This window comes from Sphingomonas sp. 28-62-20 (assembly GCF_002281505.1).
On record NZ_NCGH01000003.1, the window covers coordinates 14,385 to 38,935 of the forward strand.

The 24,551-nt window shown below is 57.9% G+C and carries 21 protein-coding genes; 14 read left to right on the forward strand and 7 right to left on the reverse strand.

Features of this window, described 5'->3' with window-relative positions; genetic code table 11:
* Positions 1 to 4: 4 nt before the first annotated feature.
* Positions 5 to 994 (reverse strand): UDP-glucose 4-epimerase, encoded by a 990-nt coding sequence (gene galE / locus B7Y43_RS03380; RefSeq protein WP_374130213.1) that lies wholly within the window; start codon positions 992 to 994, stop codon positions 5 to 7.
* Between the two features lie 235 nt (positions 995 to 1,229).
* On the opposite strand from galE, the gene B7Y43_RS03385 reads away from it, so the two are divergent.
* The 4 genes from B7Y43_RS03385 (at position 1,230) to B7Y43_RS03400 (ending at position 6,828) form a co-directional block, all read left to right on the forward strand.
* Positions 1,230 to 1,979, forward strand: coding sequence for a polysaccharide biosynthesis/export family protein (locus tag B7Y43_RS03385; RefSeq protein ID WP_374130214.1), 750 nt, complete (start codon positions 1,230 to 1,232; stop codon positions 1,977 to 1,979).
* Between the two features lie 19 nt (positions 1,980 to 1,998).
* The gene (locus B7Y43_RS03390) at positions 1,999 to 4,254 is read left to right on the forward strand and encodes a polysaccharide biosynthesis tyrosine autokinase (protein WP_374130215.1); all 2,256 of its coding nucleotides are present in this window, start codon (positions 1,999 to 2,001) and stop codon (positions 4,252 to 4,254) included.
* A gap of 211 nt (positions 4,255 to 4,465) precedes the next feature.
* Entirely contained in the window at positions 4,466 to 5,440 is a 975-nt protein-coding gene (locus B7Y43_RS03395) for a tetratricopeptide repeat protein (RefSeq protein ID WP_374130216.1), read from the forward strand.
* On the forward strand, positions 5,437 to 6,828 hold the full coding sequence (locus tag B7Y43_RS03400; protein WP_374130217.1) for an O-antigen ligase: 1,392 nt from the start codon (positions 5,437 to 5,439) through the stop codon (positions 6,826 to 6,828). The genes B7Y43_RS03395 and B7Y43_RS03400 overlap by 4 nt, the downstream gene beginning before the upstream one ends.
* Positions 6,829 to 6,901: 73 nt before the next feature.
* Here B7Y43_RS03400 and B7Y43_RS03405 read toward each other — a convergent pair whose 3' ends face one another.
* A complete protein-coding gene (locus B7Y43_RS03405; protein WP_374130218.1) occupies positions 6,902 to 7,861 on the reverse strand; it encodes a UDP-glucuronic acid decarboxylase family protein in 960 nt (319 codons plus the stop codon).
* Between the two features lie 438 nt (positions 7,862 to 8,299).
* Here B7Y43_RS03405 and B7Y43_RS03410 point away from each other — a divergent pair, with 438 nt between their 5' ends.
* On the forward strand, positions 8,300 to 9,502 hold the full coding sequence (locus tag B7Y43_RS03410; RefSeq protein ID WP_374130219.1) for a glycosyltransferase family 4 protein: 1,203 nt from the start codon (positions 8,300 to 8,302) through the stop codon (positions 9,500 to 9,502).
* Position 9,503: 1 nt separating this feature from the next.
* Here the strand turns inward: B7Y43_RS03410 and B7Y43_RS03415 are convergent, their stop codons facing one another.
* Positions 9,504 to 10,796: a sugar transferase gene (locus B7Y43_RS03415; protein ID WP_374130220.1), complete on the reverse strand. Its 1,293-nt coding sequence runs from the start codon at positions 10,794 to 10,796 to the stop codon at positions 9,504 to 9,506.
* 178 nt (positions 10,797 to 10,974) lie between these two features.
* Positions 10,975 to 11,916 (reverse strand): GDP-L-fucose synthase, encoded by a 942-nt coding sequence (locus B7Y43_RS03420; protein ID WP_374130221.1) that lies wholly within the window; start codon positions 11,914 to 11,916, stop codon positions 10,975 to 10,977.
* A gap of 306 nt (positions 11,917 to 12,222) precedes the next feature.
* Here B7Y43_RS03420 and B7Y43_RS03425 point away from each other — a divergent pair, with 306 nt between their 5' ends.
* The 9 genes from B7Y43_RS03425 to B7Y43_RS03465 all read left to right on the forward strand — a co-directional run bounded on the left by B7Y43_RS03425 (position 12,223) and on the right by B7Y43_RS03465 (position 21,170).
* On the forward strand, positions 12,223 to 13,149 hold the full coding sequence (locus B7Y43_RS03425; RefSeq protein WP_374130222.1) for a glycosyltransferase family A protein: 927 nt from the start codon (positions 12,223 to 12,225) through the stop codon (positions 13,147 to 13,149).
* Complete coding sequence (locus B7Y43_RS03430) at positions 13,146 to 13,709, forward strand: acyltransferase (RefSeq protein WP_374130223.1); 564 nt, start codon at positions 13,146 to 13,148, stop codon at positions 13,707 to 13,709. The genes B7Y43_RS03425 and B7Y43_RS03430 overlap by 4 nt, the downstream gene beginning before the upstream one ends.
* A complete protein-coding gene (locus B7Y43_RS03435) occupies positions 13,699 to 14,586 on the forward strand; it encodes a glycosyltransferase family 2 protein (RefSeq protein ID WP_374130224.1) in 888 nt (295 codons plus the stop codon). The genes B7Y43_RS03430 and B7Y43_RS03435 overlap by 11 nt, the downstream gene beginning before the upstream one ends.
* Positions 14,583 to 15,437: an ABC transporter permease gene (locus tag B7Y43_RS03440; protein ID WP_374130225.1), complete on the forward strand. Its 855-nt coding sequence runs from the start codon at positions 14,583 to 14,585 to the stop codon at positions 15,435 to 15,437. Before B7Y43_RS03435 ends, B7Y43_RS03440 begins: the two co-directional genes overlap by 4 nt.
* Positions 15,434 to 16,777 (forward strand): polysaccharide ABC transporter ATP-binding protein, encoded by a 1,344-nt coding sequence (locus B7Y43_RS03445; RefSeq protein ID WP_374130226.1) that lies wholly within the window; start codon positions 15,434 to 15,436, stop codon positions 16,775 to 16,777. The genes B7Y43_RS03440 and B7Y43_RS03445 overlap by 4 nt, the downstream gene beginning before the upstream one ends.
* Positions 16,774 to 17,580: an FkbM family methyltransferase gene (locus B7Y43_RS03450; protein ID WP_374130227.1), complete on the forward strand. Its 807-nt coding sequence runs from the start codon at positions 16,774 to 16,776 to the stop codon at positions 17,578 to 17,580. The genes B7Y43_RS03445 and B7Y43_RS03450 overlap by 4 nt, the downstream gene beginning before the upstream one ends.
* Before the next feature lie 15 nt (positions 17,581 to 17,595).
* A complete protein-coding gene (locus B7Y43_RS03455; RefSeq protein WP_374130228.1) occupies positions 17,596 to 18,804 on the forward strand; it encodes a glycosyltransferase in 1,209 nt (402 codons plus the stop codon).
* A 114-nt stretch (positions 18,805 to 18,918) separates the two neighbouring features.
* The gene (locus B7Y43_RS03460) at positions 18,919 to 19,968 is read left to right on the forward strand and encodes an NAD-dependent epimerase/dehydratase family protein (RefSeq protein WP_374130229.1); all 1,050 of its coding nucleotides are present in this window, start codon (positions 18,919 to 18,921) and stop codon (positions 19,966 to 19,968) included.
* Positions 19,969 to 19,997: 29 nt separating this feature from the next.
* Positions 19,998 to 21,170: a hypothetical protein gene (locus B7Y43_RS03465; protein WP_374130230.1), complete on the forward strand. Its 1,173-nt coding sequence runs from the start codon at positions 19,998 to 20,000 to the stop codon at positions 21,168 to 21,170.
* Between the two features lie 58 nt (positions 21,171 to 21,228).
* On the opposite strand, the gene B7Y43_RS03470 is transcribed toward B7Y43_RS03465, so the two are convergent.
* From B7Y43_RS03470 to wecB, 3 genes are all read right to left on the reverse strand, one after another.
* On the reverse strand, positions 21,229 to 21,993 hold the full coding sequence (locus B7Y43_RS03470) for a DUF268 domain-containing protein (RefSeq protein WP_374130231.1): 765 nt from the start codon (positions 21,991 to 21,993) through the stop codon (positions 21,229 to 21,231).
* 122 nt (positions 21,994 to 22,115) lie between these two features.
* Positions 22,116 to 23,414, reverse strand: coding sequence for a UDP-N-acetyl-D-mannosamine dehydrogenase (gene wecC / locus B7Y43_RS03475; RefSeq protein WP_374130232.1), 1,299 nt, complete (start codon positions 23,412 to 23,414; stop codon positions 22,116 to 22,118).
* The gene (gene wecB, locus B7Y43_RS03480) at positions 23,398 to 24,549 is read right to left on the reverse strand and encodes a UDP-N-acetyl glucosamine 2-epimerase (protein WP_374130233.1); all 1,152 of its coding nucleotides are present in this window, start codon (positions 24,547 to 24,549) and stop codon (positions 23,398 to 23,400) included. Before wecB ends, wecC begins: the two co-directional genes overlap by 17 nt.
* Positions 24,550 to 24,551: the final 2 nt, after the last annotated feature.

Here is a 24,551-nt window from a genome sequence, read left to right on the forward strand (position 1 = left end):
GCTGTCAGCGATCGGCGCGCTGGTGCCAGGCCCAGGCAGTTTCGACGATCGATTCGATGGACGTGCGCTGCGAGGCCCATCCCAGCAGTGTTCGCGCACGCGTGGCATCGCTGATCAATATCGGCGGATCACCGTGGCGTCGCGGTGCCAGGCAATAAGGCACGTCCAAACCAGTCACCCGTTTAACCGCTGCCACAATGTCTAACACCGAATAGCCATCGCCATTGCCCAGATTGATTGCTTGGGAGGGCAGCCCTTGATCGAGCGCCGCGAGCGCCAGCACATGGGCGGCGGCCAGATCGCTGACATGGACATAGTCGCGCAAGCAGGTGCCATCCGGCGTATCATAATCGCTGCCGAATATCGTCAGGCTGGGGCCGCGCCCCGATGCTGCGCGTATCGCCAACGGAATCAAATGGGTCTCAGGGTCATGGGCTTCGCCAATCTCCTGATCGGGATCGGCCCCCGCCGCATTGAAATAGCGCAGCGCAATCCAGCCAATTTCATGAGCTGCACCGAAATCGGCGATCATCCGCTCGGCCATCAGTTTGGAGGCGCCATAGGGGTTTATGGGTCGCTGTGGCGTCGCCTCTGTAATCGGGAGTTGATCGGGGATGCCATAGGTCGCGCAGCTGCTCGAAAAGACCAGCCGATTGATGCGGTGGTCGCGCATCGCTTCAAGCAGCGTGAGGGTCCCGGCAACATTGTTGCGGTAATATTTGCCAGGGTCACTAACCGATTCGCCGATATAGGCAAAAGCGGCAAAATGCATGACGGCATTTGGATGATATCGCTCGATAACGGCATTCAGTCTTGCGCGATCAGCAATATCGCCTTGTTCAAGATTGCCCCATTGCACCGCCGATTGATGACCATGAATCAAATTGTCATAAACAAGCGGAACATAACCAGCAGCGGCAAGCGCCTTACATGTATGGCTGCCAATATAGCTCGCCCCACCAGTGACCAGGATCGTCTTCTTTTCAACCGTCATCTTGATTCTCTGCCGCCGCGAAAACTAGGTCGCGACATGACAGATTCATGCATTACCGTATTTGGCACGAGATCACATGATTGCGGGCCCCATATGCGCTGCGAAAATAGCGCAGCAGTCCGCATTTTCTCCAATCGTTGCATCTGGCATGATTCCGATGTTTGATAGCGGCAACGAGTAAGTTAATGCGTTTTTGCAAAGCGTTCATCGTAATAGCAATGTTCGCGGAGAATATATGAGAAGTCGCCGATTTGATAAATATCTCTCTACGATTGTGGCAAAAGGTCGGCTAACAAATTTTTCACGTTTGGTGTTTGGCTTGCTTGCCGTGGCTTTGGTAAGTGCCTGTGCAACAAAAGGCGGAAGAATTCCTTACTCCCCTGCCAATTTTGGGGCGCCAGATGCCTTAGCCGTCTTACCAGCAACAGAAGCCTATCGGATCGGCCCTTCAGATATATTGGCTGTTAATGTCTTCGGTGTGCCTGAATATTCAAATGATTTTCTGGTGGACAGTCTTGGACGCATACAATTGCCGCTGGTCGGCAACCTCCCGCTAACCGGCCGCACCCCAGACGAAGCTGCGCAGGACATAACGGCGGCGCTGGATAAAACGTTTTTGCGTAATCCCCGGGTTCAGGTGCAAATCAAGGTGGCGGCGAGCCAACGCGTAACGGTTGATGGATCCGTCGGTGCTCCCGGGGTGTATCCGATCGGTACGAACCCTACGTTGTTGCAGGCCGTCGCGCTCGCCAAGGGCACCACGGATGGGGCGAATCCCAGACGCACGGTTATTTTCCGCACGATCAATGGCCAGCGCATGGCCGCTGCCTTTGACCTGACCGACATCCGCCGCGGCATCAGCAAGGATCCAGAGGTGTTCGCCAACGATATCATCGTCGTCGACGGCAACGCGAATCTGAAAACATGGCAGCTGATTTTGCAGACCATTCCGCTGACGGCGGTCTTCGCCCAGTTGGCGTTGTGATGAAAAGGGGCAGGGGCGCATGAACCTGATCGCTGATACAGACGCCCCTCGTGATCATCGGCAGGAGTTGACGGTGCCGATGGGCGACGCTGTGCCGATGGTTCATGCGCGTGTTCTGCAGCCGAATTTTGCGTTGGCGCAGCCAGAACCTCACATGTTTGGCCTCCGCGAAATAGCCCGGATCCTTTACCGGTGGCGCTGGCTGATTCTGGTCGTGATCCTGGCGGCCGTTACGCTGGCTTCGGTCATCACGTTGCTGACGCCGCCGAAATATCGGGCGATCGCGTCGCTGGAGATAACCCAGCCCGCTGCTGAGCTGATCCAGGGATCGGGCGTGCAACCCATCGCGCTGCGCGACCCGCAGTTTCTGACGACTCAATATGGATTGCTGCGCAGCAAATCCTTGGCGCGGCGCGTGGTCAGGAGCCTTAATCTGGCAAAAAACCCGGCGCTCGCCCCGCAAAACGCCGCACCCAGCGCACGCGAAGAGATTGCGACGGCCCGCGTGGCCGGGAATTTTGCCGTGTTGCCGGTTGCAACCAGTCGGCTGGTCGGCATCAGCTATACCAGCAGCGATCCTGCCTTGGCCGCCGCGATTGCCAATGGTTTTGCCGACAACTTCATTGCGGCCGATCTGCAACGAAAATTCGATGCAACAGCAGACGCTCGCAGATTTCTGCAAAGCCGGATTGCAAGTACCAAGACCGCGCTTGAAAGCTCTGAACGCGCGTTGGTTCAATATGCGCAATCCCAGGGACTGGTGCAGGTTGGCGGCGGCGAAGGGGGGGCTGGAACCAGTTCGGATAGCACTTCGCTTGATTCAGCGTCGCTAATGGCAATCAACGCATCACTCGCCGAGGCGATCAACGCACGCATTCTTGCGCAACAAAAATATCGCCAGAATGCGCAAAGCGGGCAGACTGCCGACTTGATCAACGATCCCACCGTGCAGGGGCTGATCGCCGAACGCGCCAAGACGCAATCCGAATATGACCAGAAGCTATCGCTGTATAAGCCCGAATTTCCCGCGATGCAGCAGCTTGCCGCGCGCATTGAGGCGATTGATCAGCAACTGAAGCGGCAGCGCGGTGGCGTCGTGACAGCATCGCGATCTGAATATGAAGCGGCGGTCGCGCGGGAGCGCGAATTGCGCGCCAAGGTAGATCAGCTCAAATCTTCTGTGCTCGATACCCGCGGTCGTGGCATCCAGTATAATATCCTGCTGCGCGAGGTTGATACCAACCGAACGCTTTATGACGCGTTGCTGCAACGGTATAAGAATATTGGCGTTGCTGGTGGCATGGGATCAAGCGTCGCTTCCATCGTTGATCGCGCGGAACCCCCAGGGGGACCCTTTAGCCCAAATCTGACGTCCAATCTGCTGATCGCCATTTTCATGGGCTCAGCGATTGGTATCGGGTTGGCGTTTCTCGTCGAATTTATCGACGACACCATCAAGTCACCTGACGATATCCGCAAAAAGATCAACGTGACGCCGCTTGGCGCCATCCCGGTCGTTGGGCGCAATGTGACGCTGTATGACGCCATTTCGGAACCGCAAAATCCGATCGCAGAGGCCTATTTGTCCGTCTGCACCGCGATTGAATTCGCGACGGCGGCCGGGCTTCCCAAATCGATTCTGATGGCCAGTGCGCGTGCCGGCGAAGGCAAATCAAGCTCTGCCTTTGCCATAGCCAATGTCTTCGCGCGGCGTGGGCTCTCGGTGCTGCTGATTGATGCCGATATGCGCAAACCAACCTTCAAGGTGAACGCCGGGGACGGCCAGCCAGTGACGGGTCTGGCGAACCTGTTGACGTCGGATGCGCCGTTGCGATCACATGTCACGGCCACCAAATTTGCCAATCTGTCGCTGCTGCCCTGTGGCCACATCCCCCCCAATCCGGCCGAATTACTCTCCAGCAGCCGGATGCGTGACATCATCGCGCAGTGCGAGGCGGGATATGATCTGGTGATCGTCGATGCCCCGCCTGTGCTCGGCCTTGCGGATGCGCCGGTGTTGAGTTCGATGTGTGAGGCGACGGTGTTCATTATCCAGGCCTCGGCGGTCCGCCGCCCCGCCATGGTGAGCGCGGTGGAGCGGCTCCGTGCGTCGGGCGGTACCGTCATTGGCGCGATCCTGACCAAGCTCAGCGCCAAGACGGCCGGTTATGGGTACGGCTACGGTTACGGTTATGGTTATGGCTACTCGCAATATGCCTATGGCGGCGATGCCGGCACCGATTCAAGCGGCCGCAGGATTGAGCTGGTCAATTGAGATGGCAGTGCGCGGTGCCCGGCAAATGACGCTGAGTGACCCCCGCATCCGTCTCATATCGATGTTGGTTGTTGTTGGTTTTTTTGCGGCTACGATCCTTGTGTCTGTGCCCTTTGATCTCGGTAGGTCGGGCCGTTTTCCGCATCGTGCTGACGAGGTGCTCGGCCCGGCCCATTCTTGGCTCCCAGGCACGGGCGGGGCAGCGGGTCAGTTGGCCTGGGCACCGCTGGCGGCGTTCCCGTTGTGGGAAGAAGGGGCGCGGCTCGGTCGTCGCGGCGAAACGGTTCGCGCGCGCCGTTTGATCGCAGAAGCCGTGCGCCGCGATCCGCAATTGGTCGATGCACGGCTTTGGCTGGCTAAAGATGCCCTCCAGCACCGACTTTATGCCCGCGCCCTCGATCAGCTCGACTGGTTGTACACTTTGGTGCGGCCCGCCCGCCCGCGAATTTCCGTCGCACTTGCCCAATTGGCGCAAGAACCGGCCGCGCAGTCCAGCATCATCGCCTTTGCCAGCCGCCGGCCGCTCTGGCGTCAATCGGTCGTTAGCGAGTTGCTAAGGTCCAACGCAGATCCTGCACTGATTTTTGCTTTGTTGGGCGGTGCAGATGGCCGGAACGGATCAACGCTTGTCGGCGAATCCGGCTTGGTCGCGATCCTGGTTGCGCGTGGTCGTTACGACCAAGCCTATCTCGCCTGGGTCGCCGCGCTGCCCGCATCCGCCTTGACCTCAATCGGCTATGTCTATGACGCTCATTTCCGGCAATTGCCGGGGGCGCTGCCATTCAACTGGACCCTTGCCAATTCTCCCGACGCCAGCGTGGATTTCGTCAACGGTGGAGGGCTGGAAATTTCCTATTTCGGCGAAAAACCTGCCCATCTGCTTGATCAGCTGTTGGTGCTGCCGCCCGGTCGCTATCGCTTCATCGCTACAGCCCATAGCCTTGGCTCGTCCGAATCGAGCAAGATCGGGTGGACGCTTTTTTGCGGTGACGATCAAACGCGCCTGCTGGGCAAGGCTGACGTGCCGGTCGCGCCAATGCCGGTAAGTCGGGGCTTTGCTTTTGCCGTCGCCGCCGATTGCCCTGCCCAAAGGCTTAGCCTTGATGGCACGCCAGCGGATATTTCTGGGGCCGCAGAGATGCAGATCCGGACCGTTCGGATCGTTAATCTGGATAGCCCGGGATGACGGCGCGGCTGCGCGAAGCAGTGCCGTCCTGCTACTTGGCGCTGTGTCTGGTGCTGGGCGGGTCGAGCAGTGGTGGGGTGCTGGCGAATGCCGCACTGCAGGTATTTGGGCTGCTGATTATCGTCTTTGTCGCGTTGCGCAAACCGCTCAGGATCGTGCAGGCTGAGCGCCAGTTGCTGTTGCTGGGGGCAGGGGTCGTCGTCATTGGCCTTGTCCAGCTGGTGCCGTTGCCGCCGTCGATCTGGGCGCACCTGCCGGGACGATCTGCCACCATCAATGGCTTTGCATTGCTGAACGCGCCACTCCCCTGGCTTCCGATTTCGCTCTGGCCAGCCGCGACGCTGTCCCAGCTATCGGCGATGGTTCCGCCCTTTGCCATGGCAATCATTATCTTCGTTGGCGGATCGCAAAGCCTGAGACTTTTCGCCTGGACTCTAGTGGCGCTGGCAGCGGCGTCGTTCCTGTTGGGTTTCGCACAGCTTGCTGGCGGGCGGGAATCGCCGCTCTATTTCTATCTCGTCACCAATCGGGAGCAGCTGGTCGGTTTTTTTGCGAACAGCAATCACCTGGCGACGCTCGGCGTCGTGTCGCTGCCGTTGCTTGCCGCCTTGACTGTCAATGACGGTGGCGACTTCACCAGAAGACCATTGGCCGGCAATATTGGCAAATGGGCGGCGATGGCGTGCCTGGCGGGTTTCATCATGCTGGGCGTCGTCGCCGATCGCTCGATTGCAGGGTTGCTCCTGCTCGTGCCATCCGTGATCGGCAGCTTTGTCCTCTTGCGGGTCGAAAATGCACGGATTGCTTTGCCGGTGGTCGCCGGTTTGCTGGCAGTTTCGGCAGCGATTTTTGTCGTCATTGCTTTTCAAAGCCCGTTGCTGAACGGGTTGGGATCGACTGATCTCGGCACAGGGACCACCTCCCGGACAGAAATTTTTGCCCGTACCTATCTCGCGATTATCGACTTCTTTCCGATTGGGTCTGGGCTTGGCTCGTTCCTGCTTGTCTATCCCAGCTATGCCGATAACGCGGCGGCATCAGAATTTTACGTCAATCACGCGCATAACGATTATCTTGAGGTGCTGCTCGAGACAGGGCTTGCCGGACTTTGCCTGGTTGCGCTGTTTTTGGCGTGGTGGGTGCGGCAGGCATTTTTTGCCTGGCGCGAAGGCGGCGCCCGCGCCCGATTTGCGCGCGCTGCGAGTATCGCAACGGCACTGGTCATGGCCCATAGCCTGGTTGATTATCCGCTGCGTACGACCGCCATCATGGTCCTGTTCGCCGCCTGTTGTGCAATCATGGCCCGGCCCTTGTCGACGGTGACATCGCAGCTATTTGCAGAAGGCGCGAAGCGTGAGCGCGGCAAAATGGTGATTGCCGATGCATAAGGGATCACGAGCCCCGCAGCGATAATGCGGTTGCGATGATCAGGTCGGGGCAGCGATCAGCGGCGAGCGCCAGTCAAGCTGCGCGCAGGGACTGAAAATAGGCGATTGTTGCGGGCAGCCCCTGTGCAAGCGGAATGGCAGGTTCCCAGCCCAGCCTGGTTTTTGCCAGCGTAATGTCAGGCTTGCGTTGTTGGGGGTCGTCGGCCGGGAGCGGCATTTCGATCAACGGCGAGCGCGAATTGGTAAGCGCGATCACTTTTTCCGCCAGTTCGCGGATCGTAAACTCAACTGGGTTACCCAGATTGATCGGCCCGACGAGCTCGGCGGGGCTCTCCATCAGCGCAACTAGCCCATGCACAAGATCATCGACGAAGCAGAAGGATCGCGTTTGCGATCCATTGCCATAAATGGTGATGGGTTCTCCAGCGAGCGCCTGGACGATGAAATTGGAAACGACCCGCCCGTCGGATGGATGCATGCGCGGGCCATAGGTGTTGAAGATTCGCGCAACCTTGATTTCAACACCGTGCTGGCGATGGTAATCGAAGAACAAGGTTTCAGCGCATCTCTTGCCCTCATCATAGCAGGACCGCAGGCCAATCGGGTTTACATTTCCCCAATAGTCTTCCGTCTGCGGATGCACAGCCGGATCGCCATAAACCTCGCTTGTCGATGCCTGAAGGATGCGGACCTTCAACCGTTTGGCCAGTCCCAGCATATTGATCGCGCCATGAACTGACGTTTTGGTCGTTTGAACGGGATCGTGTTGGTAATGGATAGGGGAAGCGGGACAGGCCAAATTATAGATTTCGTCTACCTCCACATAGAGCGGGAAGCAAACATCGTGGCGCATGAATTCAAGTCGTGGATGGTTGTGTAAGTGCGCGATGTTGCGCTTTGAACCAGTAAAAAGATTGTCAACACAAAGGACTTCGTGACCATTTGAAAGTAGATGATCGATCAAATGCGATCCGACAAAACCGGCGCCACCAGTGACGAGTATGCGTCTTGTCAAATCATATGCTCGCGCCATACATCTCTCCGGTCCAATACTCTAAAATGGTCAAATTTTGAAAATTTGATGATTGAAGTGATACAAGCCTGGGAAATGATCCCAGTGATATGGCTAAAATTTCGTCCGGATAGCGTTGCCTTAGGAAGTCGATCATTATGCTGATGGATAGGGGCTGAGAATGTGGAAAACAACGGCTGCAGCAAATTGTGACGGTGAGACTTTACCCGCTAACGGGAAGGCGAGAAGTGAAGGACAACTGACAGCGCCGATCCATGAAATTGATACGTACGAATCTCCGCAAATCCGTTTAATCAGCCAATCTAGTTTTCAAACGATGGGCTATCCTACGCTTCCCTGTATCGAGTTGACCGGCTTGCTCAGGCTTAAAGAATATTTTCACGCCAGCGATCGGTATCCTGCACGATGATTGTTGCCCGAAGACGCCGGGTGATTTTTGTGAACCGATTTTATTATCCGGATCACAGCGCAACTGCACAAATATTGACCGACTTGGCCGAAGCGTTGGTAGTTGCCGCGTGGCAGGTTGAAGTTGTCACCAGCCGACTACAGCATGAAAACCCGGCAATCCGGCTTGATTCGCGCAGCGCACGCGCAGGGGTCGCCATTCACCGCGTCGCCACCACATCTTTTGGGCGAGCCGGTATCGTCGGCCGCCTGGTCGATTATCTTTCCTTCTATTTTTCAGCGTTTTTCGTCCTCTTTGCCATTGCCCGGCGCGGCGATCTGATCGTTGCAAAAACGGATCCGCCCTTGCTCTCGGTGATGGCTGCGCTTGTGGCCCGCCTTCGGCACGCGCGCCTGGTGAATTGGCTGCAGGATCTATATCCGGAAGTTGCTGCCGAACTGGGCGTGGCGACATTGCGCGGGCCGGTCGGCAGCACGCTTCGGCGGCTGCGCGACGTTTCGCTGCGGACGGCGGTTGCGAATGTGGCGATCGGCGACCGGATGGCTGAGCGGCTGACCATGCTGGGTGTACCAGCGGACCGCATCGCCGTTATTCCAAACTGGGCGGACGATGCTGCTATCCGGCCGATCCCGCCGGATCAGGCGCTATTTCGCCGTGAATGGACGCTCAACTCAAAATTTGTGGTCGGCTATTCAGGCAATCTCGGTCGTGCGCATGAATCGGATACCCTGTTTCGGGCGGCGCTGTTGCTCCGCGACCGGCCAGACATTGTCTTTCTGATGATTGGTGGCGGTCGGGAAAATGTGACTCTGTCCAAACGCGTTCAGGCTTCCGGCCTGACGAACCATTTTCAGTTTCGCCCCTACCAACCACGCGAGGCGCTGTCTCAGTCGCTGGCGGTTGCCGATGTGCATTGGCTATCGCTGCTGCCTGAGCTTGAAGGATTAATCGTCCCAAGCAAATTCTATGGCATTGCTGCGGCGGGGCGCCCTGTCATCGCCGTGACTGATCCAGACGGCGAAATTGGCCGGATTGCCGTCCGCGAAGGGTGCGGCTTAGCGATCATGCCGGGCGATGCCGATGGGTTGGCTGAGACTATCAGGGCCCTTGCCGGCGATTCTGGCCGAGTTGCTGCGATGGGTAGGGCGGCGCGCGCGCTAATCGATCGAGACTATAGCCGCAGCGCGGCGATCGGTCGCTGGAAAATGCTGCTAGAGCGCGTCGCGACTTAGCTTATTTTGACCCATAGCCAGTCAGCATCGTGCGGATCGTCCGCATAACAATCAACGCATCGAGCCAGGGCGAGAAATATTTGATGTAGTAAAAATCAAACTGCAGCTTGATATGCACTTTCTCGACGTCGCCCACATGCCCCTGATTAACCTGTGCCCAACCGGTAATGCCTGGTCTGACGATATGTCGATACCGGTAGAACGGAATTTCCGATTCATACCATTCGGATAACGCGCAGACTTCCGGGCGCGGGCCGATCCAGCTCATCTGACCGCGCAGGATGTTCACAATCTGCGGCAACTCGTCAATTCTGGTGCGCCGAAGAAGTTGGCCGAGCCGGGTTATTCGGGCATCGCCGGTCTGGGTAATCGCGGCTTCGCGGGATTCAATTTGCTCGAACGGTTGGTGGGCCATGGTCCGAAATTTGAAAACGGTGATGCTCTTGCCGCGATAGCCCATGCGCCTTTGCCGGAATAACGCCGGGCCGGGTGAATCAATTTTGATGGCGATCGCAACGGCCAACAGCATCGGCAACAACGCCACGCCGATCACAAGTGCCGACGCCATATCAATCCACTGCTTTATCTTGATATAGGCAAGGCCTGGGATAAGCGAGCCGAAGTTGTTTTCAGAAAGATGCTCGATATCAACTCTGCCGGTGACCGATTCCTCGATTTGTTTGAAATGATAAACCGGCATCCCCGTTATTGCCCGTTCGGCAACAAATCTTTCCCAATGATCAGAAAGTTTGGAACGAAAGTCGACCACGATTCCGTCGCAATCAGGCAAATCCAGCAATTCGTCCCGAAGCCACAGCCAGTCGATGCTCCTTATCTGACCAGCATTAATCGCCTTTCCTAGCGGGATGACCGCCAGTCGTAGCTTTCTGGCGCGATTTCCCATAAAATGGCATAGAAAATACCACCCAATACAGGCAACATAGCTTAATATTATATAGGATCGATTATAATCGGCGCGCAGGAAGAACATTATTGCGATTGATAAGATGAAGGCCGAGCTGAAAATCGGCAATATGTATGAAGAACTTCTCGCGCCTGGAAATGAAATCAGTCTTCGAAAAAAATAATGGCCAATCATGACCATGAATGCGATTGAGAAGTAAATTTCTAACTGAGTTGTCGGTAGTAATTTCCAGCCAAACAGCTGAAATACAAATGTTGGTAACAAAAATGATAATAAAAGAGCGCCTGATAACTGAACAAAATCATCACGAAACAGAGAGTTTCGATCAACAACGGATACCTCAGAAGCGATGATTTGCTTCACATTCACCGAAATTCGACCTCCCTTGATCACAGATCGGCATCACATGCTGGCAGAGAATCAGAGTTTCTCCGATTCATCTGAACCACATAAGCACATAGGAGGTTGTCGTGAAGTTGTAAATATTCTTAGGAATTACGGATATTTGCTGTCGCTATCGAATCGGGAAAAATTGGAAACATTCACGCTATTCTTCCGTGCTGGCTTTGAACCAATCATAGGTTTCCAAGACCCCCTGTTTTAGCGATATCGCAGCGCGCCAGCCAAAACTATCGAGTATTTGGGTATCGAGGCGCTTTCGCGGTGTGCCATCCGGGCGCGACTGATCAAAAATCAAGGTACCGTTAAAGCCGACTATGTTTGCGACCAATGTCGCCAGATCACCAATAGTGATCTCGTCACCGCTACCAATGTTGACGAAACCATTTTCACTGTAGTGGCGCGCCAAGAACACTAAAGCGTCAGCCAAATCGTCGACGTGCAGAAATTCGCGATACGGCGCGCCGCTTCCCCAGACTGTGAATCTTGCTGCACCGGCTATTTTCGCTTCATGGGCTTTCCGAATAAGGGCCGGTAGCACATGGCTTGAGGTAAGATCGAAATTGTCGAAGGGGCCGTAGAGATTGGTCGGCTGCGCGGCGATGAAATCGCACCCATATTCGATCCGATACGCCTCGCATAATTTCAGGCCGGCAATTTTGGCGAGCGCATACCATTGGTTGGTGGGTTCAAGCGGGCCACTGAGCAATGCGTCCTCGGTAATCGGTTGGGGAGCCAAACGGGGGTAAATGCAGGAAGAGCCTAGGAAAACGAGCTTCTTGACACCGGCGCGGCGGGCGCCTTCGATCACATTGGCTGCGATCAGCAGATTGTCATAAAGAAACTGGGCAGGCTGGGCGCTGTTTGCTGCGATGCCGCCAACCTTGGCGGCCGCTAAAAATACCAGATCAACGGGGTTCGCCTCCATCCAGGCAAAGGTCGTCGCCTGATCGCGGAGATCAATGCGGGTTGGGGGGGTGATGATCGTCACGGTCTCACGCGACAATCGGCGGGTAATCGCGCGCCCAACCATGCCCTGGTCGCCGGCAACCCAAATCCGGCTTCCCGCTAGGTCAAATTGATCGGCCATGGACTGTTATTCTCCGGTGCAACGGCGGGGCATTTTTCCTATCGGCAATAAAGCATGCCGCTGAGCTCGCCATTTGGCTACCGAATATGCAGCGTCATTCTTGGTTGCTACCGAGTGCGCCTGGAAGTGATGATCCTGGCAATTACCTCCCCGTAAAATAGTGAACTCTGTCGACATCGTCTTGCTTACGCGCGATATAACAGTGCAGTCGGCTCATCGGGCTATCCAAGGAACTATGCCCCACAGATTTTATTATTGACGCCCTGGGGAATGCTGAAAAAGAAATACGACCGCCAGGAGGGTTGAGTGACGGTCACTATTGCGACGGATATAGCTTTTTCCATAATCGTCCCGGTTTACAATAGCCGGAGGACGATTGAAGCCTGTATCGACAGCATTCGTACGCAGCATTTTCAGGATTTTGAGCTAATCATTGTCGATGATGGTTCGATCGATAATTGTACCGATCAGTTCGCCGGATCGACCGATTTGATTGTGCTGACCAAGGACAATCAGGGCCCCGGTTCGGCGCGAAATTGCGGTGCGCGCATAGCGCGGGGGGACTATCTTTTCTTTATCGACAGCGACGATCTCGCGCCGCGCTGGGCCTTATCCTGTTTCGCCGAGGCGCTTGCCTGGGGGGATCGTCCGGCGATCATCTGTGGGAATTTTGTCGAATTTTTCGATGTTGCGCCGGCGCTTGAATATTGCCCACCAGACATCGTGGAATACCAGGATTATCTGGAGGCGGCGGCCGCTGGCCTCTACGCTGCGGGCGGTATGGTGGCTGTCCGGCGCGACATATTTATCGAGGCCGGCGGCTTTGATGAAGCCATGAAGGTGGCCGAGGACCATGATCTCATGCTCCGGTTGGGGGAGCAGCCCGGCTTCATGCATATTGTCGCCCCGCCAACCTATGCCAAGCGCGACCACCCTGGATCGATTTCAAAATCGCTATTGCTAGCATTTTATGGGTGCAAGGCGTTGCTCGCGCAGTGGCAGTCGGGTCGTTATGGGATCAGTGCCCGAGCCCGGACCATCACGCGCGGCATGGTCGGGATTCACCTTCGCGCTGCAATTTTGGCACTTGGTCGCAATCACATGCCCAGGCGGAGCATGGAGTTATATCTGCGGTCCTTTGCATTGAATGCCCGGATCGGTCGGCTGCGCTTTTTGTTAGGGGCGCCGGTCATCATCGGCCTTGGGCTAATTTCAGCCAGGGGCCAGCGTTGAGCTTAGCGGCAAAGCTGATCCAGATCGCGCGTGGTGCCAGTTCCCGACGGCGCAACTGGTGGTTCCGCGCGCTTGGGGTACAGATCGAAGGTCGCGCCTGGCTGCGCAACATCTCGATCCCGCGCGATTGGCACAGCATCCGCTTGGCGGATGGCGTGGCGCTTGATGATCATGTGGTCTTGCTGTGCACCGCCTGCCCAAGCGGCGGCGGCATTTCGATTGGCAATAGCAGCTATATCAATCGGTTCACGATGATCGATGCCTCTATTGCGATCATGATCGGGCGCAACTGCATGATTGGGCCGCATTGCTACATTACCGATCATGATCATGGCTTTGCACCGGGCATGCTTGTCCGGGACCAGCCCTTGCGCGGCGCCGCGACGACAATTGGTGACAATGTGTGGATTGGGGCTGGGGCGATCATTTTAAAAGGGGTGACGATCGGCGATAATGCCGTGGTTGCGGCCGGCGCGATCGTGACCAGCGCTGTTGCGCCTGGGGCAGTGGTGGCTGGGGTGCCTGCCCGGCAGCAGCGGATGATCGCCGATGCTGGATGACAAGGCCCTACCAAGCGCCACCATTGTGATCACCACTAAGAACCGCAAGGATGATCTTGCGCGGGCGCTGCGTTCCGCAATCGCCCAGACCGCGGCAGTAGAGGTGCTGGTGATCGATGATGGGTCGCACGATGGCACCAGCGAGATGGTGCGTGCGCAATTTCCTGCGGTCAGGATCGAACGCTTTGAAACATCTGCCGGGCTAATCGTCCGTCGGAATATCGGCGCTAAACTGGCCCGTGCACCGATCATCGTGTCGATTGATGATGATGCCGAATTTTCGACGCCACATGTTGTTGCACAAATTCTGCCGCTCTTTTCTGATCCCAAGATCGGGGCCGTCGCTATCCCGTTCAAGGAACCCAGCAAGACTGGCGATATAGTGTTTCAGGTTCCGCCATCTGACTCCGGCATTTGGCGTTGTGCCTATTTTATAGGCACCGCACATGCATTACGCCGCGATATTTTCTTGTCGCTGGGCGGCTATCGTGGTGATCTGGTGCACCAGGGCGAAGAATTGGACTATGGTATCAGAATGATCGATGCGGGATATTGTACAATCATCGGGCGGTCAGATCCAATATTGCACCATGAATCGCCGATACGCGATTGGCACCGGATGGATTATTACGGATCGCGCAACACGATTCTTTTCGCCTGGCAAAATGCGCCGGCGTTGAGCCTGATCCCCTTGCTGGCCGGGTCGACAATCAAGGTCGCGCTGTACACGCTTGAATGGTCCCGATTGAAGACCCGCATCGGTGCGATCGTTGATGGCTATCGCTGCTTTATGCGCTTTGAGCGCCGACCCGTCTCGCGCGCGAGTTTTGCGCTTTTTCGGCGGCTGAAGAAGCAGGGCCCGGAACAGCTGCGATGAACGGTCCGCCCGCCCAAGCGCAGAAATCGCGCGCCGTGCTGATCCTGGCGCCCGGGCGATCGAGCGGGCAATATTGGGGGGACCTGTGGCGCTATCGCGAGTTGTTCGTGGTGCTGGCGTGGCGGGACATCGCTGTTCGCTACAAGCAGACCGTCATTGGGGTCGCCTGGGCGTTGCTGCGGCCATTGTTGACGATGCTGGCGCTGACGTTTGTATTCAGCCGGGTTGCCAAGCTGCCGACACCTGCTGATGTGCCCTATGCGCTGCTGGTTTTTGCGGCGTTGCTGCCCTGGTTCTTGTTCACGACGATCCTGAGTGAGGCATCCGCAAGCCTGATTGGCAACGCCAATCTGATCAGCAAAGTCTATTTCCCAAGGCTGATCATCCCCGTGGCGGCGGCGATGGTTGCGCTGGTTGATTTGGGCATCAATTTCATCATCCTGATGGCGTTGTTCCTTGGCTATCGGTTCGCGCCTGGGGTCGAGATACTTGCCCTGCCTGTTTTTACGGTCCTGTGCTTGTTGGCCAGCCTCGGACCAGCGCTGCTGGTGACGGCGCTGAACGTCAAATATCGCGATTTTCGCTATATTATTCCGTTCATTATTCAGTTCGGCGTCTATGTGACCCCAGTTGGCTTTTCGATCACGATTTTGCCGCCGCAATGGCAGGTTCTGCTCTATCTCAACCCTGCGGTAGGCGCGATTGAGGGCTTCCGCTGGTGCCTTCTCGGCGGGACCAACCCGCTCAACCCGGTGGGCATGGTGCTCAATGTTGGCGTGGTGGCGATCATGCTCGCCCTGGGCATTGGCTATTTTCGCCAGACGGAACGCAGTTTCGCGGACAACATATGACCGACGATTTCGCGATCCGGGTGCAGGGACTGGGCAAAAAATACACGATCTCGCATGATCATCGGCCAGCACCCTATCGTTCGCTGCGTGACGCTGTGATGGGCGCGGCCAGATCGATGTTCACCAAACCCAAAGCCGAGATCAAAGAAGAGTTCTGGGCCTTGCGCGATGTTAGTTTTGACATCGCCCGTGGCGAGGCGATCGGCGTAATCGGCCGCAATGGGGCCGGCAAAAGCACGTTTCTGAAGATCTTGTCGCGCATTACCGAGCCGAGCGCAGGCGAGGTGCGCGTGGCTGGCCGCGTGTCGAGTCTGCTGGAGGTGGGCACGGGGTTCCACCCGGAATTGACCGGCCGCGAGAATATCTACCTCAACGGCACGATACTGGGCCTAACCCGCCGCGAAATTGACGCGCGGTTTGATGATATCGTTGCTTTTTCAGGCGTTGAGCAATTTCTCGACACGCCAGTGAAGCGCTATTCCAGCGGTATGTACACGCGTCTGGCTTTTGCCGTTGCCGCTCATCTCGATTCCGAAATCCTGGTGGTCGATGAAGTGCTCGCGGTGGGCGACGCTGAGTTTCAGCGCAAATGCCTCGGTCGGATGCACGACATTGCTGGCGAAGGGCGAACAGTGTTGTTTGTTAGCCATAATATGGCGGCCATCAAAAGCCTCACCAGCAGATGTATCGTGCTCGATCGCGGCCGGATCGTTTTTGATGGGGCCACCGACATGGCGATTGCGGCGTATCAGTCTGCGGCCAGTGCCGCGCGGGCGCCGGACGCGGAGTTTGCGGGGGCCGGCCTGCACACGCGAATTATTTCTGCCCAGATTGTCAACGATCTGGGGTCTGCAGTGGCGCTTTATGACGTTGCGCAAGCGCTAAACATAGAGATTGTCGTCGAGACTGATGGCTCCCCGCGTCTGTCCATAGAAGCAATGTTCAACGATGCGCAGAGCGCGCCGCTTGGCATGTTTTCGCTGGCCCATTTTACCGATCTCGCCTTGCCGAAAGTCGCCGGGCGCTATCGGGTTCGGGTATCGCTAGGGCCGGTCTTGCTAGCCGCCGGCCGCTATCATGTCGATCTCTATACGTCGGTTGTGAACAGCAATTGGGACCATATCGTCCGCGATGCGCTGACGTTCGAGGTGGCGTGGTGCAGCCCCGGCGGCAATACACATAATTTTCAGCAGTCATCTGGCCATGGTGCCTATGCGCTGATGCCGCATGGAGATGTGGTCATTGAGCCCGTCTTGCCGGGTGCCAGTGCCACGCCGGATGCGGACAGATCGCAGTCGAAGCGCAACCCGGCGGTCTCTGCCCTTGGCAGCGCCGCATGATGGCTGACCATTTCTTCGCCCGGCTGGCGAACCGACTTGGCTATCGGCTTGAACCCAAGACCGATCCCGCCCGGATCAAGGCACTTGTGAGACGGATGCGCCCCATGGATGCCGGCCCGCAACTGGTTCGTCTCGGTGGCGCCGGTGACGGGGGCTATCTGGTTCCGGATGATTTCTCAGACATAGACGCCTGTTTCTCCCCTGGCGTTTCGACGAGCTCGACCTTTGAGCGTGACCTTTACGAGCGCGCCGGTATCCGGTCCTTCCTCGCGGATTGGTCAGTCGAATCGCCGACGATCGATCTTCCGGAATCGGTGTTCCTGAAGAAGTATCTGGGCATTGATAATGATGATCAGTTCATCACGCTTGACGATTGGGTGCGATCGTCAGTCGGCGATCACAGCGGCGATTTGATCCTGCAAATGGACATTGAAGGCGCAGAGTATCAGGTCCTCTATCGCACACCGCCTGCCTTGCTCGCACGGTTTCGTATCATCGTTATCGAACTTCATGGGCTCAACCGGTGGACGGAGCGGCCATTTTTTGATTTTGCCGAGGAAGCGCTTGGCCACCTCCTCAGTCGCTTCACCTGCGTGCACTTGCACCCCAATAATTATTGCGAAAATTTCTCCTATGCGGGGATCGACATGCCCTGGGGGATTGAGGCAACATTTTTGCGTAATGATCGGGTTGGCGAAAAAGCACCTGCTTCATCTTTCCCCCACCCACTCGACGTGCCGAACTTCAGTGATCGACCGAATATGGCGTTGCCGGGGTGGTGGTATGAAGATGGCCATCGTTGATCGCTTATAACGGTCATGCGCATCTTCACCGGCATTCGGCACGCCCAAGATCCTGGAAAATATCACGCTGAATTATGGGCGAGCAATTTTTTGCCAGCGCTGGCGAGGCTTGGGCATGAAGTTGTGGATTCAGCGGTCGATCTGCAGGGCGCCAGCGATTTCATGCAGATTGCGCATGATTTTACGGCGCAAGAACGGGAGGTTCGCGCTCGGATTACACAGGCCGTTATCGATGAAGTGCGCGCAGCGCATGCCGCAAAGCCGATCGATCTGTTCCTCAGCTATTTTTACAATGCGCATTTCGATCCGGCGGGGTTTGCGGATATCCGCGCGCTGGGCATCCCGACGATCAATTTCTATTGCAACAGCATCTATCAGTTCGACCTGGTCTCAGCGATTGCGCCGGCCGTAGATTTTGCGTGGCATGCGGAAATGGACGCCGGCCCGGCCTATCGGGGGATCGGTGCCAATCCTATTTGGGTGCAAATGGCGGCAGACCCCAATGTCTATCAGCCCTATCCTGGCGTGACGCGCCAGAATGACGCGTGTTTTGTCGGTCAACGCTATGCGGATCGCGCAACGCTGCTCGCCGCGCTGCATCAATCGGACGTGCCGTTCAGCGTCTATGGGCGCGGCTGGGGCGATGCGGACAGCACGCCGACGACGCCTGCAGCGGAACAAGCCCGGCTTGGCCGACTCATCGTCCCGCCCGGAAGTGCGCGGGCCTATCTGGCCGAGATGCAATATCTTATTGCGCATGACGGCTTGGCCGCCGCGACATGGCGGATCGCTCGCCGTCTTGGCCAGCGCCGCCGTGCGCGCAAGGAACGGGCGATGCTGGCACCGCATGTCCGCGGCTATGCCCGTGGTGTTGCGGAAACCTTTGCTGCACATGCCGTCGTCCTAAACTTCAGTAATGTATGGAGCGACGGCCGCCCCGGATCGCGATTAATCCCGCATGTGCGGCTCCGTGATTTTGAGGGGCCGATGTCCCGTTCATGCTTTCTGACCGGCTACACGCCAGAGATCGAGCATTTTTACGAGATCGGCCGAGAAATCGATTGTTATCGTTCGTCGGACGAGTTGATCGACAAGACGCGCTTCTATCTTGCCAACACTGAAGCTGCAGAACGCCTGCGGGAGGCTGGATGGCAGCGCGCACGCCGGGATCATTGCTGGGAAAACAGGTTCAATCAATTATTTGCGGCGTGCGGCCTGCAGTGATCAACCCGAAAATTCAGCCAATTGGGTAATTATTTGGGACCTATATTTGCTCCATCTGTCACGCTATTGAGCTAATATGGGTTTGATACTGTTACGAGAATTGATGGGAACAGTATGAAGACAGGATTGGTTACGGGTTCCTCGGGGTTGATCGGTTCCGAAGTTGTCGCTCGACTTGCCAATGATGGCTGGCGCGTTGTCGGTATCGACAATAATATGCGGGCCGATTTCTTTGGGCCGGGGGGCGATACGCGCTGGAACCAGGCCCGGTTGCTAGAATGCTATCCACGATTTGAGCATGTCGAGCTCGATATCCGTGATCGGGCGGGCGTGCTGGCGCTGGTTGCGGCATTGCGCCCGGATGCGATCATCCACTGCGCAGCGCAGCCCAGCCATGATCTGGCGGCGGCGCGCCCGTTCGACGATTTCGATACCAACGCCGTCGGCACGCTCAACCTGCTGGAGGCCGCGCGACAGCATTGCGGGGAGAGTCCGTTCGTCCATATGAGCACCAACAAGGTCTATGGCGATGCGCCCAATGCCATTGCCCTTGTCGAGCTTGAAACGCGCTGGGACTATGCTGATCCCGCCTATGCAGCTGGGATTGCCGAGTATTTTCGGATCGATCAAAGCAAGCATTCGATTTTCGGCGCGTCAAAAGTCGCCGCTGATGTGATGGTGCAGGAATATGGTCGCTATTTCGGTATGCCGACCTGCGCTTTGCGGGGCGGGTGCCTGACCGGGCCGAGCCATAGCGGCGTCGAGCTCCACGGCTTTCTCAGCTATTTGGTCCGCGCCAATGCCGAGGGGAAGCTCTACCGGATTTTCGGCTATCTGGGCAAACAGGTGCGCGACAACATCCATAGCCATGATGTCGGCGAATTCATCGTCCGCTTCATTGCCAAGCCGCGCGTGGGCGAGGTGTACAATGTGGGCGGCGGCAAGGAAAATTCGGTGTCGATCCTGGAGGCATTCAAGATCGCCGAACAGGTAAGCGGCAAGCCGATGATTTCGGAATATGTCGATCAGCACCGCGCCGGCGATCACATTTGCTATTATTCCGATCTCGCCAAGATCAAGGCGCATTATCCCGGCTGGGAAATCACCAAGTCGGTTGGCGTAACGATGCAGGAAATCTTTGAAGCGCAAGCGGTGCGCGGGTGAGTGATGCGCGGCGGGCGTCCGGCTCCCAAATGCTGCCGCGATTGCTCTACATTGCCGATGTCCCGGTGGAGAATAGTCTGCATGGATCGGCGCTGCTCTTCCGTTTGTTGCTCGATTATCCGCGCGATCGATTGCGCATTGTCGAGACGGGCGCGCAGCAATCCTTGCCGCACCGCCGGTTGCCCGGCGTTGACTATCGGCATGTGCCGCAGCGGATGGGACGGCTTCGGCGGACTCGGCTCGCGAAGCTCGTCGATAGCGTGGCGATGATAGGCGCAGCGCATGTATCGCGCGCGATCCGCACCGCCACGATCGGTTTCGATGCCGACGCAGTGCTCACGGTGACGAATGGCAATGGCTGGCTATCGGCGGTCGCCCTCGCTCGCTCGCGTAAGCTTCCCTACTACCTGATCTGCCATGACGAATGGGCTGGCGGCGGCGCGACGCTGGCGGCGTTGGCAGCGATGAAGGAGCGCATTTTCGCGCAAGCCTATCGCGGGGCGGCCTCGCGCTTGTGTGTGTCGCCGGCGATGGGCGCGGCGTATCAGCGCCGGTTTGGCGTCGCCGGGGAAGCGCTTTATCCGGCGCGGTCACCCCATGGGCAGGTCTATGAAGGCCTTTCGCCACGGTTAGCGGCACGGACCCGTGGCCGCGTCGTCGCCTTTGCCGGATCGATGAGTACCTTGGCGATGGTTGAGGCAAATCGCCGCATGGCGCAGGCGATTGCCCCCTTGGGCGGGCGGTTAATCATCTATGGCCCTGCTACCGTCGAAGCGCACCCGTCGCTCGCGCAACCCAATATTGAGCTGCGCGGGTTGCTGCCGCCCGATGCCCTGGTCGCGGCGCTGCGCAATGACGTCGACATCCTGTATCTGCCGATGTGGTTTGGCCCCGGCGAAAAGGTCAATGAGCGCCTGTCGTTTCCAAGCAAGCTGACGGACTATACCAATGTCGGCCTGCCAATCTTTGTGAGCGGCGACGCCGATTGCGCTGCGGCGGTCTGGGAACGCGATCATCCCGGAGTCGCCCTGGTCCAGCATTCCACCGCCATCCCAGACATTGCCGCGGATATGCAGAAATTGTTCGAGAACAGGCAGCTGGCGCGGTCGCTCGCCGAGCGGGCAAAGGCTGTTGGCGACCTCATGTTCGCCGCGACAACCGCTGAGCAAAGCTTTTATCGGACCCTAACGCATCGATCCTAAATCATGGGCGCAACCGTTGTCGTTTCGGCGCGTGGATGTGGGCTTGGCCCAATCGGCATCACCTGGCCTTGCGCAACGTGTAGATTCCGCAGCCATAATCGAGGCCATCGGCATCGGCAGGTACCTTGTCCAGCTGCAGCGCGCCGCGATCATCGACATAGTCGAACCGCTCAAGGGTGAACTGCCCGGCTGCCCATGACAGTGGTTCGTCGGGGGCAAAGATGCGGTGGGCATTGAACTCAATACGCGGACGGCCAACCGGCACGCTGAGATAAAAGACGCCGCCCGGGGCGACCAAAGCTGCGATGGCCGCGAAGCCCTTGCGGTGGCCATCCGGATCAATGCTGTCAGTGTAGCGGCCAAGGCCGAAATGTTCGAGCGCGTGGAGACAGCTGACAGAGGGATAGCGCCCGGCCAGATCGGGTTGCGGCACCATGAGGTCGCGCTGGAGAAAGCGGATATTGGCGTGGGCAGCGGCTTGGAGCGGGCGAACATCCATCACGTCGATCGCGCGGAAGGCCGCCACATGGGCGACGAAGCCATCGATCCGCGAGGCGATGTCGAGATGGTCGGCCGGATTTGCTGAAAAGATGAACTGGGCGACCAGCAAGTCTTGGTGAAAATAATGGCCTGAAGCGGTGCCAGAATCGTCCTGATAGTCAGTCAGGATCGGCCAGAGCCGGTCAACCACGCCTCCCTGAGCGCGGAAAGCGGAAAGTTCGCGGAAAAAACGCGGCAAATGTTTGAGAGCGATCAGGGGGGCCAGCGAAAGGCCGGTCAATCGCCGGATAAACCAATAGGGGCGCTTGAGGACCGCCTTCATGTGCTGCGCATCCCAAATAGAAATCCGCAATTATGCTAGCATGTCGATACATCCCGGAACAGGATTATTGGCCAGTATTGGGCGTACGTCCCGCTTTACTGTTGATTGGCGCTGGTTTTTGGTCACGCAATCCGGCGCAGGGGCACCGGTGGCGCGCTGGCTGGCGGTTGATCGGGCCAGATGCCGCGTGTGTCATAGACCAGCTTGGTAGCGCGCTCGTCGAGCGGGACCGATTTGAAGACCTCATGATCGACCAGCACGATCATGATCGGGCAGCGCTCGATCGCCGTATCGATGTCGATCAACCGCGCGCCCGTGCCGTCAAAGGGCGTGGGTAGGGCGCTCGCATAGGGTTCGACAATGCAGATGCGATCGCCGAAGCGATTGGCGAGATCGGCGGCAACCTTCAGCGCCGGGCTCTCGCGGAAATCGTCGATATTGGCCTTGAACGCCAGCCCGAGGCAGGCGACCGGCACGCCCGGCAATTGCTCGATCAGCTCAATCGCGCGAGCGGTCGTATGTGCAACCTTGCCGTCATTCACTTCGCGCGCAGTGCGGATCAGCGGCGTCTGATCGGGTGCGGCACTGACCAGGAACCAGGGATCCACCGCGATGCAATGCCCGCCAACGCCGGGCCCGGGCGACAGGATGTTGACGCGCGGATGCCGGTTGGCGAGCCGGATCACTTCCCAGACGTCGACGCCCATCTTGTCGGCGATCAAGCTCAGTTCATTGGCGAAGGCGATGTTGACGTCGCGAAACGCATTTTCGGTGAGCTTGGTCATTTCCGCCGCTCGGCTCGTCGTCGTTACACAAGCACCGCGCACGAAGCGCCGGTAAAAGGCCAGTGCTTTGCGCGCGCAGCGCGGGGTGATGCCGCCAATGACGCGATCATTGTCGATCAGTTCGACCAGGATGCGCCCCGGCAAAACGCGTTCGGGGCAATAGGCAATCGCGATATCAGCGCTTTCGCCGGTTCGGCCCGGCACCTTCAGATCGGGGCGTAATTGCGCGAGCAGGTCGCGCACCTTTTCGGTCGTGCCGACGGGGGAGGTGGATTCGAGGATGACGACGTCGCCCGCCTTGAGCACAGCGGCAACCGTGGTCGCGGCTTGCAGGACATAGCCGATATTGGGCGCGTGATTCTCGCCAAACGGGGTTGGCACGGCGATGACGAAGACATCGGCCGGTTCGATCATCGTCGATGCGCGCAAATTACCGCGCGCGACCACGCCGGACACTAGCCCGTCGAGATCGACTTCCTCGATATGGACCTTGCCCGAATTGACCGTATCGACAACGCTCTGGGTGACATCGACGCCAAGCACCTGAACGCCAGTGCGCGCAATGACCGCGGCGGTCGGCAGGCCGATATAGCCTAGCCCGAGAACGGCGACCTTGAGTTCAGAGTCCGAAACCATCCGCGACGACCTTTGCAATCCGAGCCGAAGCGTGGCCGTCGCCGAACGGATTATGGGCGCGCGCCATCGCTTGATGCGCGCCATTGTCGTCAAGGAGGGTGAAGATTTCGGAAACGATCCGATCTTCGTTGGTTCCAATTAGTTTGGCGGTCCCAGCGGCGACGCCTTCGGGGCGTTCGGTCGTCTCGCGCATGACGAGCACAGGCTTGCCGAGCGCCGGTGCTTCTTCCTGGACGCCCCCCGAATCGGTGAGCACGATATGGCTAAGCCCCAGCGCGCGGACGAAATGGGGGTAATCGAGCGGATCGATTCGGGCGATATTGGCTTGGCCGCCCAGCACTTGATCCATGACGCTGACGACATTGGGGTTGGGATGCACCGGGAAGATCACCGCGACATCGTCGCGCGCAGCGATGCGGCGGATGGCGCGGGCGATGTTTTCCATGCCCCCGCCGAAATTCTCGCGCCGATGCGTGGTGACCAGGATGATGCGCTTGCCGGCAAAACGGGTAGCGATGGCGTCGAGCCCAGCGGCGAGCGACGCATCGGCGGCGAGCGCGGCACTGGCCGCATGCAGCGCATCGATCACTGTGTTGCCGGTGACGTGGATGGTGTCCGCCGCGATGTTCTCACGCAGCAGCGCATCCGCCGCCGTTTGGGTCGGCGCGAAATGCTGATCAGCGATCGGCGCGACGATCCGACGGTTCACCTCTTCGGGGAAGGGGTGGTAGATATCGCCCGAGCGCAAGCCCGCTTCGACATGCGATACGGGAATTTTGCGATAATAGGCAGCGAGCGCACCGACCATCGCGGTGGCGGTATCGCCCTGCACGATCACGCGATCTGGCTGTTCGGCGTCCATCACCTCGCCAAGGCCAGTCAACAACCGCGCGGTGAGCCGATCGAGCGTCTGGCCGGGCTCCATCAAATCAAGATCAATGTCCGGGACAATCCCGGCAATGCCCAGCACCTGATCGAGCAACCCGCGATGCTGTGCGGTCACACAGGTCCGCACGTTCAGGCCCGGTATCGCCGCCAGCGACCGGATCACCGGAAAAAGCTTGATCGCCTCTGGCCGCGTGCCGAACACGATCAGCACCTTGGGGGACAGCTTGGGCGCATGTGCGAAAGTCATGA

What these genes read in the sequence shown, in the direction of transcription:
- galE (WP_374130213.1), bottom strand. Translation starts at nt 994, where the DNA reads ATGACGGTTGAAAAGAAGACGATCCTGGTCACTGGTGGGGCGAGCTAT.
- B7Y43_RS03385 (WP_374130214.1), top strand. Translation starts at nt 1,230, where the DNA reads ATGAGAAGTCGCCGATTTGATAAATATCTCTCTACGATTGTGGCAAAA.
- B7Y43_RS03390 (WP_374130215.1), top strand. Translation starts at nt 1,999, where the DNA reads ATGAACCTGATCGCTGATACAGACGCCCCTCGTGATCATCGGCAGGAG.
- B7Y43_RS03400 (WP_374130217.1), top strand. Translation starts at nt 5,437, where the DNA reads ATGACGGCGCGGCTGCGCGAAGCAGTGCCGTCCTGCTACTTGGCGCTG.
- B7Y43_RS03405 (WP_374130218.1), bottom strand. Translation starts at nt 7,861, where the DNA reads ATGGCGCGAGCATATGATTTGACAAGACGCATACTCGTCACTGGTGGC.
- B7Y43_RS03420 (WP_374130221.1), bottom strand. Translation starts at nt 11,916, where the DNA reads ATGGCCGATCAATTTGACCTAGCGGGAAGCCGGATTTGGGTTGCCGGC.
- B7Y43_RS03435 (WP_374130224.1), top strand. Translation starts at nt 13,699, where the DNA reads ATGCTGGATGACAAGGCCCTACCAAGCGCCACCATTGTGATCACCACT.
- B7Y43_RS03440 (WP_374130225.1), top strand. Translation starts at nt 14,583, where the DNA reads ATGAACGGTCCGCCCGCCCAAGCGCAGAAATCGCGCGCCGTGCTGATC.
- B7Y43_RS03445 (WP_374130226.1), top strand. Translation starts at nt 15,434, where the DNA reads ATGACCGACGATTTCGCGATCCGGGTGCAGGGACTGGGCAAAAAATAC.
- B7Y43_RS03450 (WP_374130227.1), top strand. Translation starts at nt 16,774, where the DNA reads ATGATGGCTGACCATTTCTTCGCCCGGCTGGCGAACCGACTTGGCTAT.
- B7Y43_RS03455 (WP_374130228.1), top strand. Translation starts at nt 17,596, where the DNA reads ATGCGCATCTTCACCGGCATTCGGCACGCCCAAGATCCTGGAAAATAT.
- B7Y43_RS03460 (WP_374130229.1), top strand. Translation starts at nt 18,919, where the DNA reads ATGAAGACAGGATTGGTTACGGGTTCCTCGGGGTTGATCGGTTCCGAA.
- B7Y43_RS03465 (WP_374130230.1), top strand. Translation starts at nt 19,998, where the DNA reads ATGCTGCCGCGATTGCTCTACATTGCCGATGTCCCGGTGGAGAATAGT.
- B7Y43_RS03470 (WP_374130231.1), bottom strand. Translation starts at nt 21,993, where the DNA reads ATGAAGGCGGTCCTCAAGCGCCCCTATTGGTTTATCCGGCGATTGACC.
- wecC (WP_374130232.1), bottom strand. Translation starts at nt 23,414, where the DNA reads ATGGTTTCGGACTCTGAACTCAAGGTCGCCGTTCTCGGGCTAGGCTAT.
- wecB (WP_374130233.1), bottom strand. Translation starts at nt 24,549, where the DNA reads ATGACTTTCGCACATGCGCCCAAGCTGTCCCCCAAGGTGCTGATCGTG.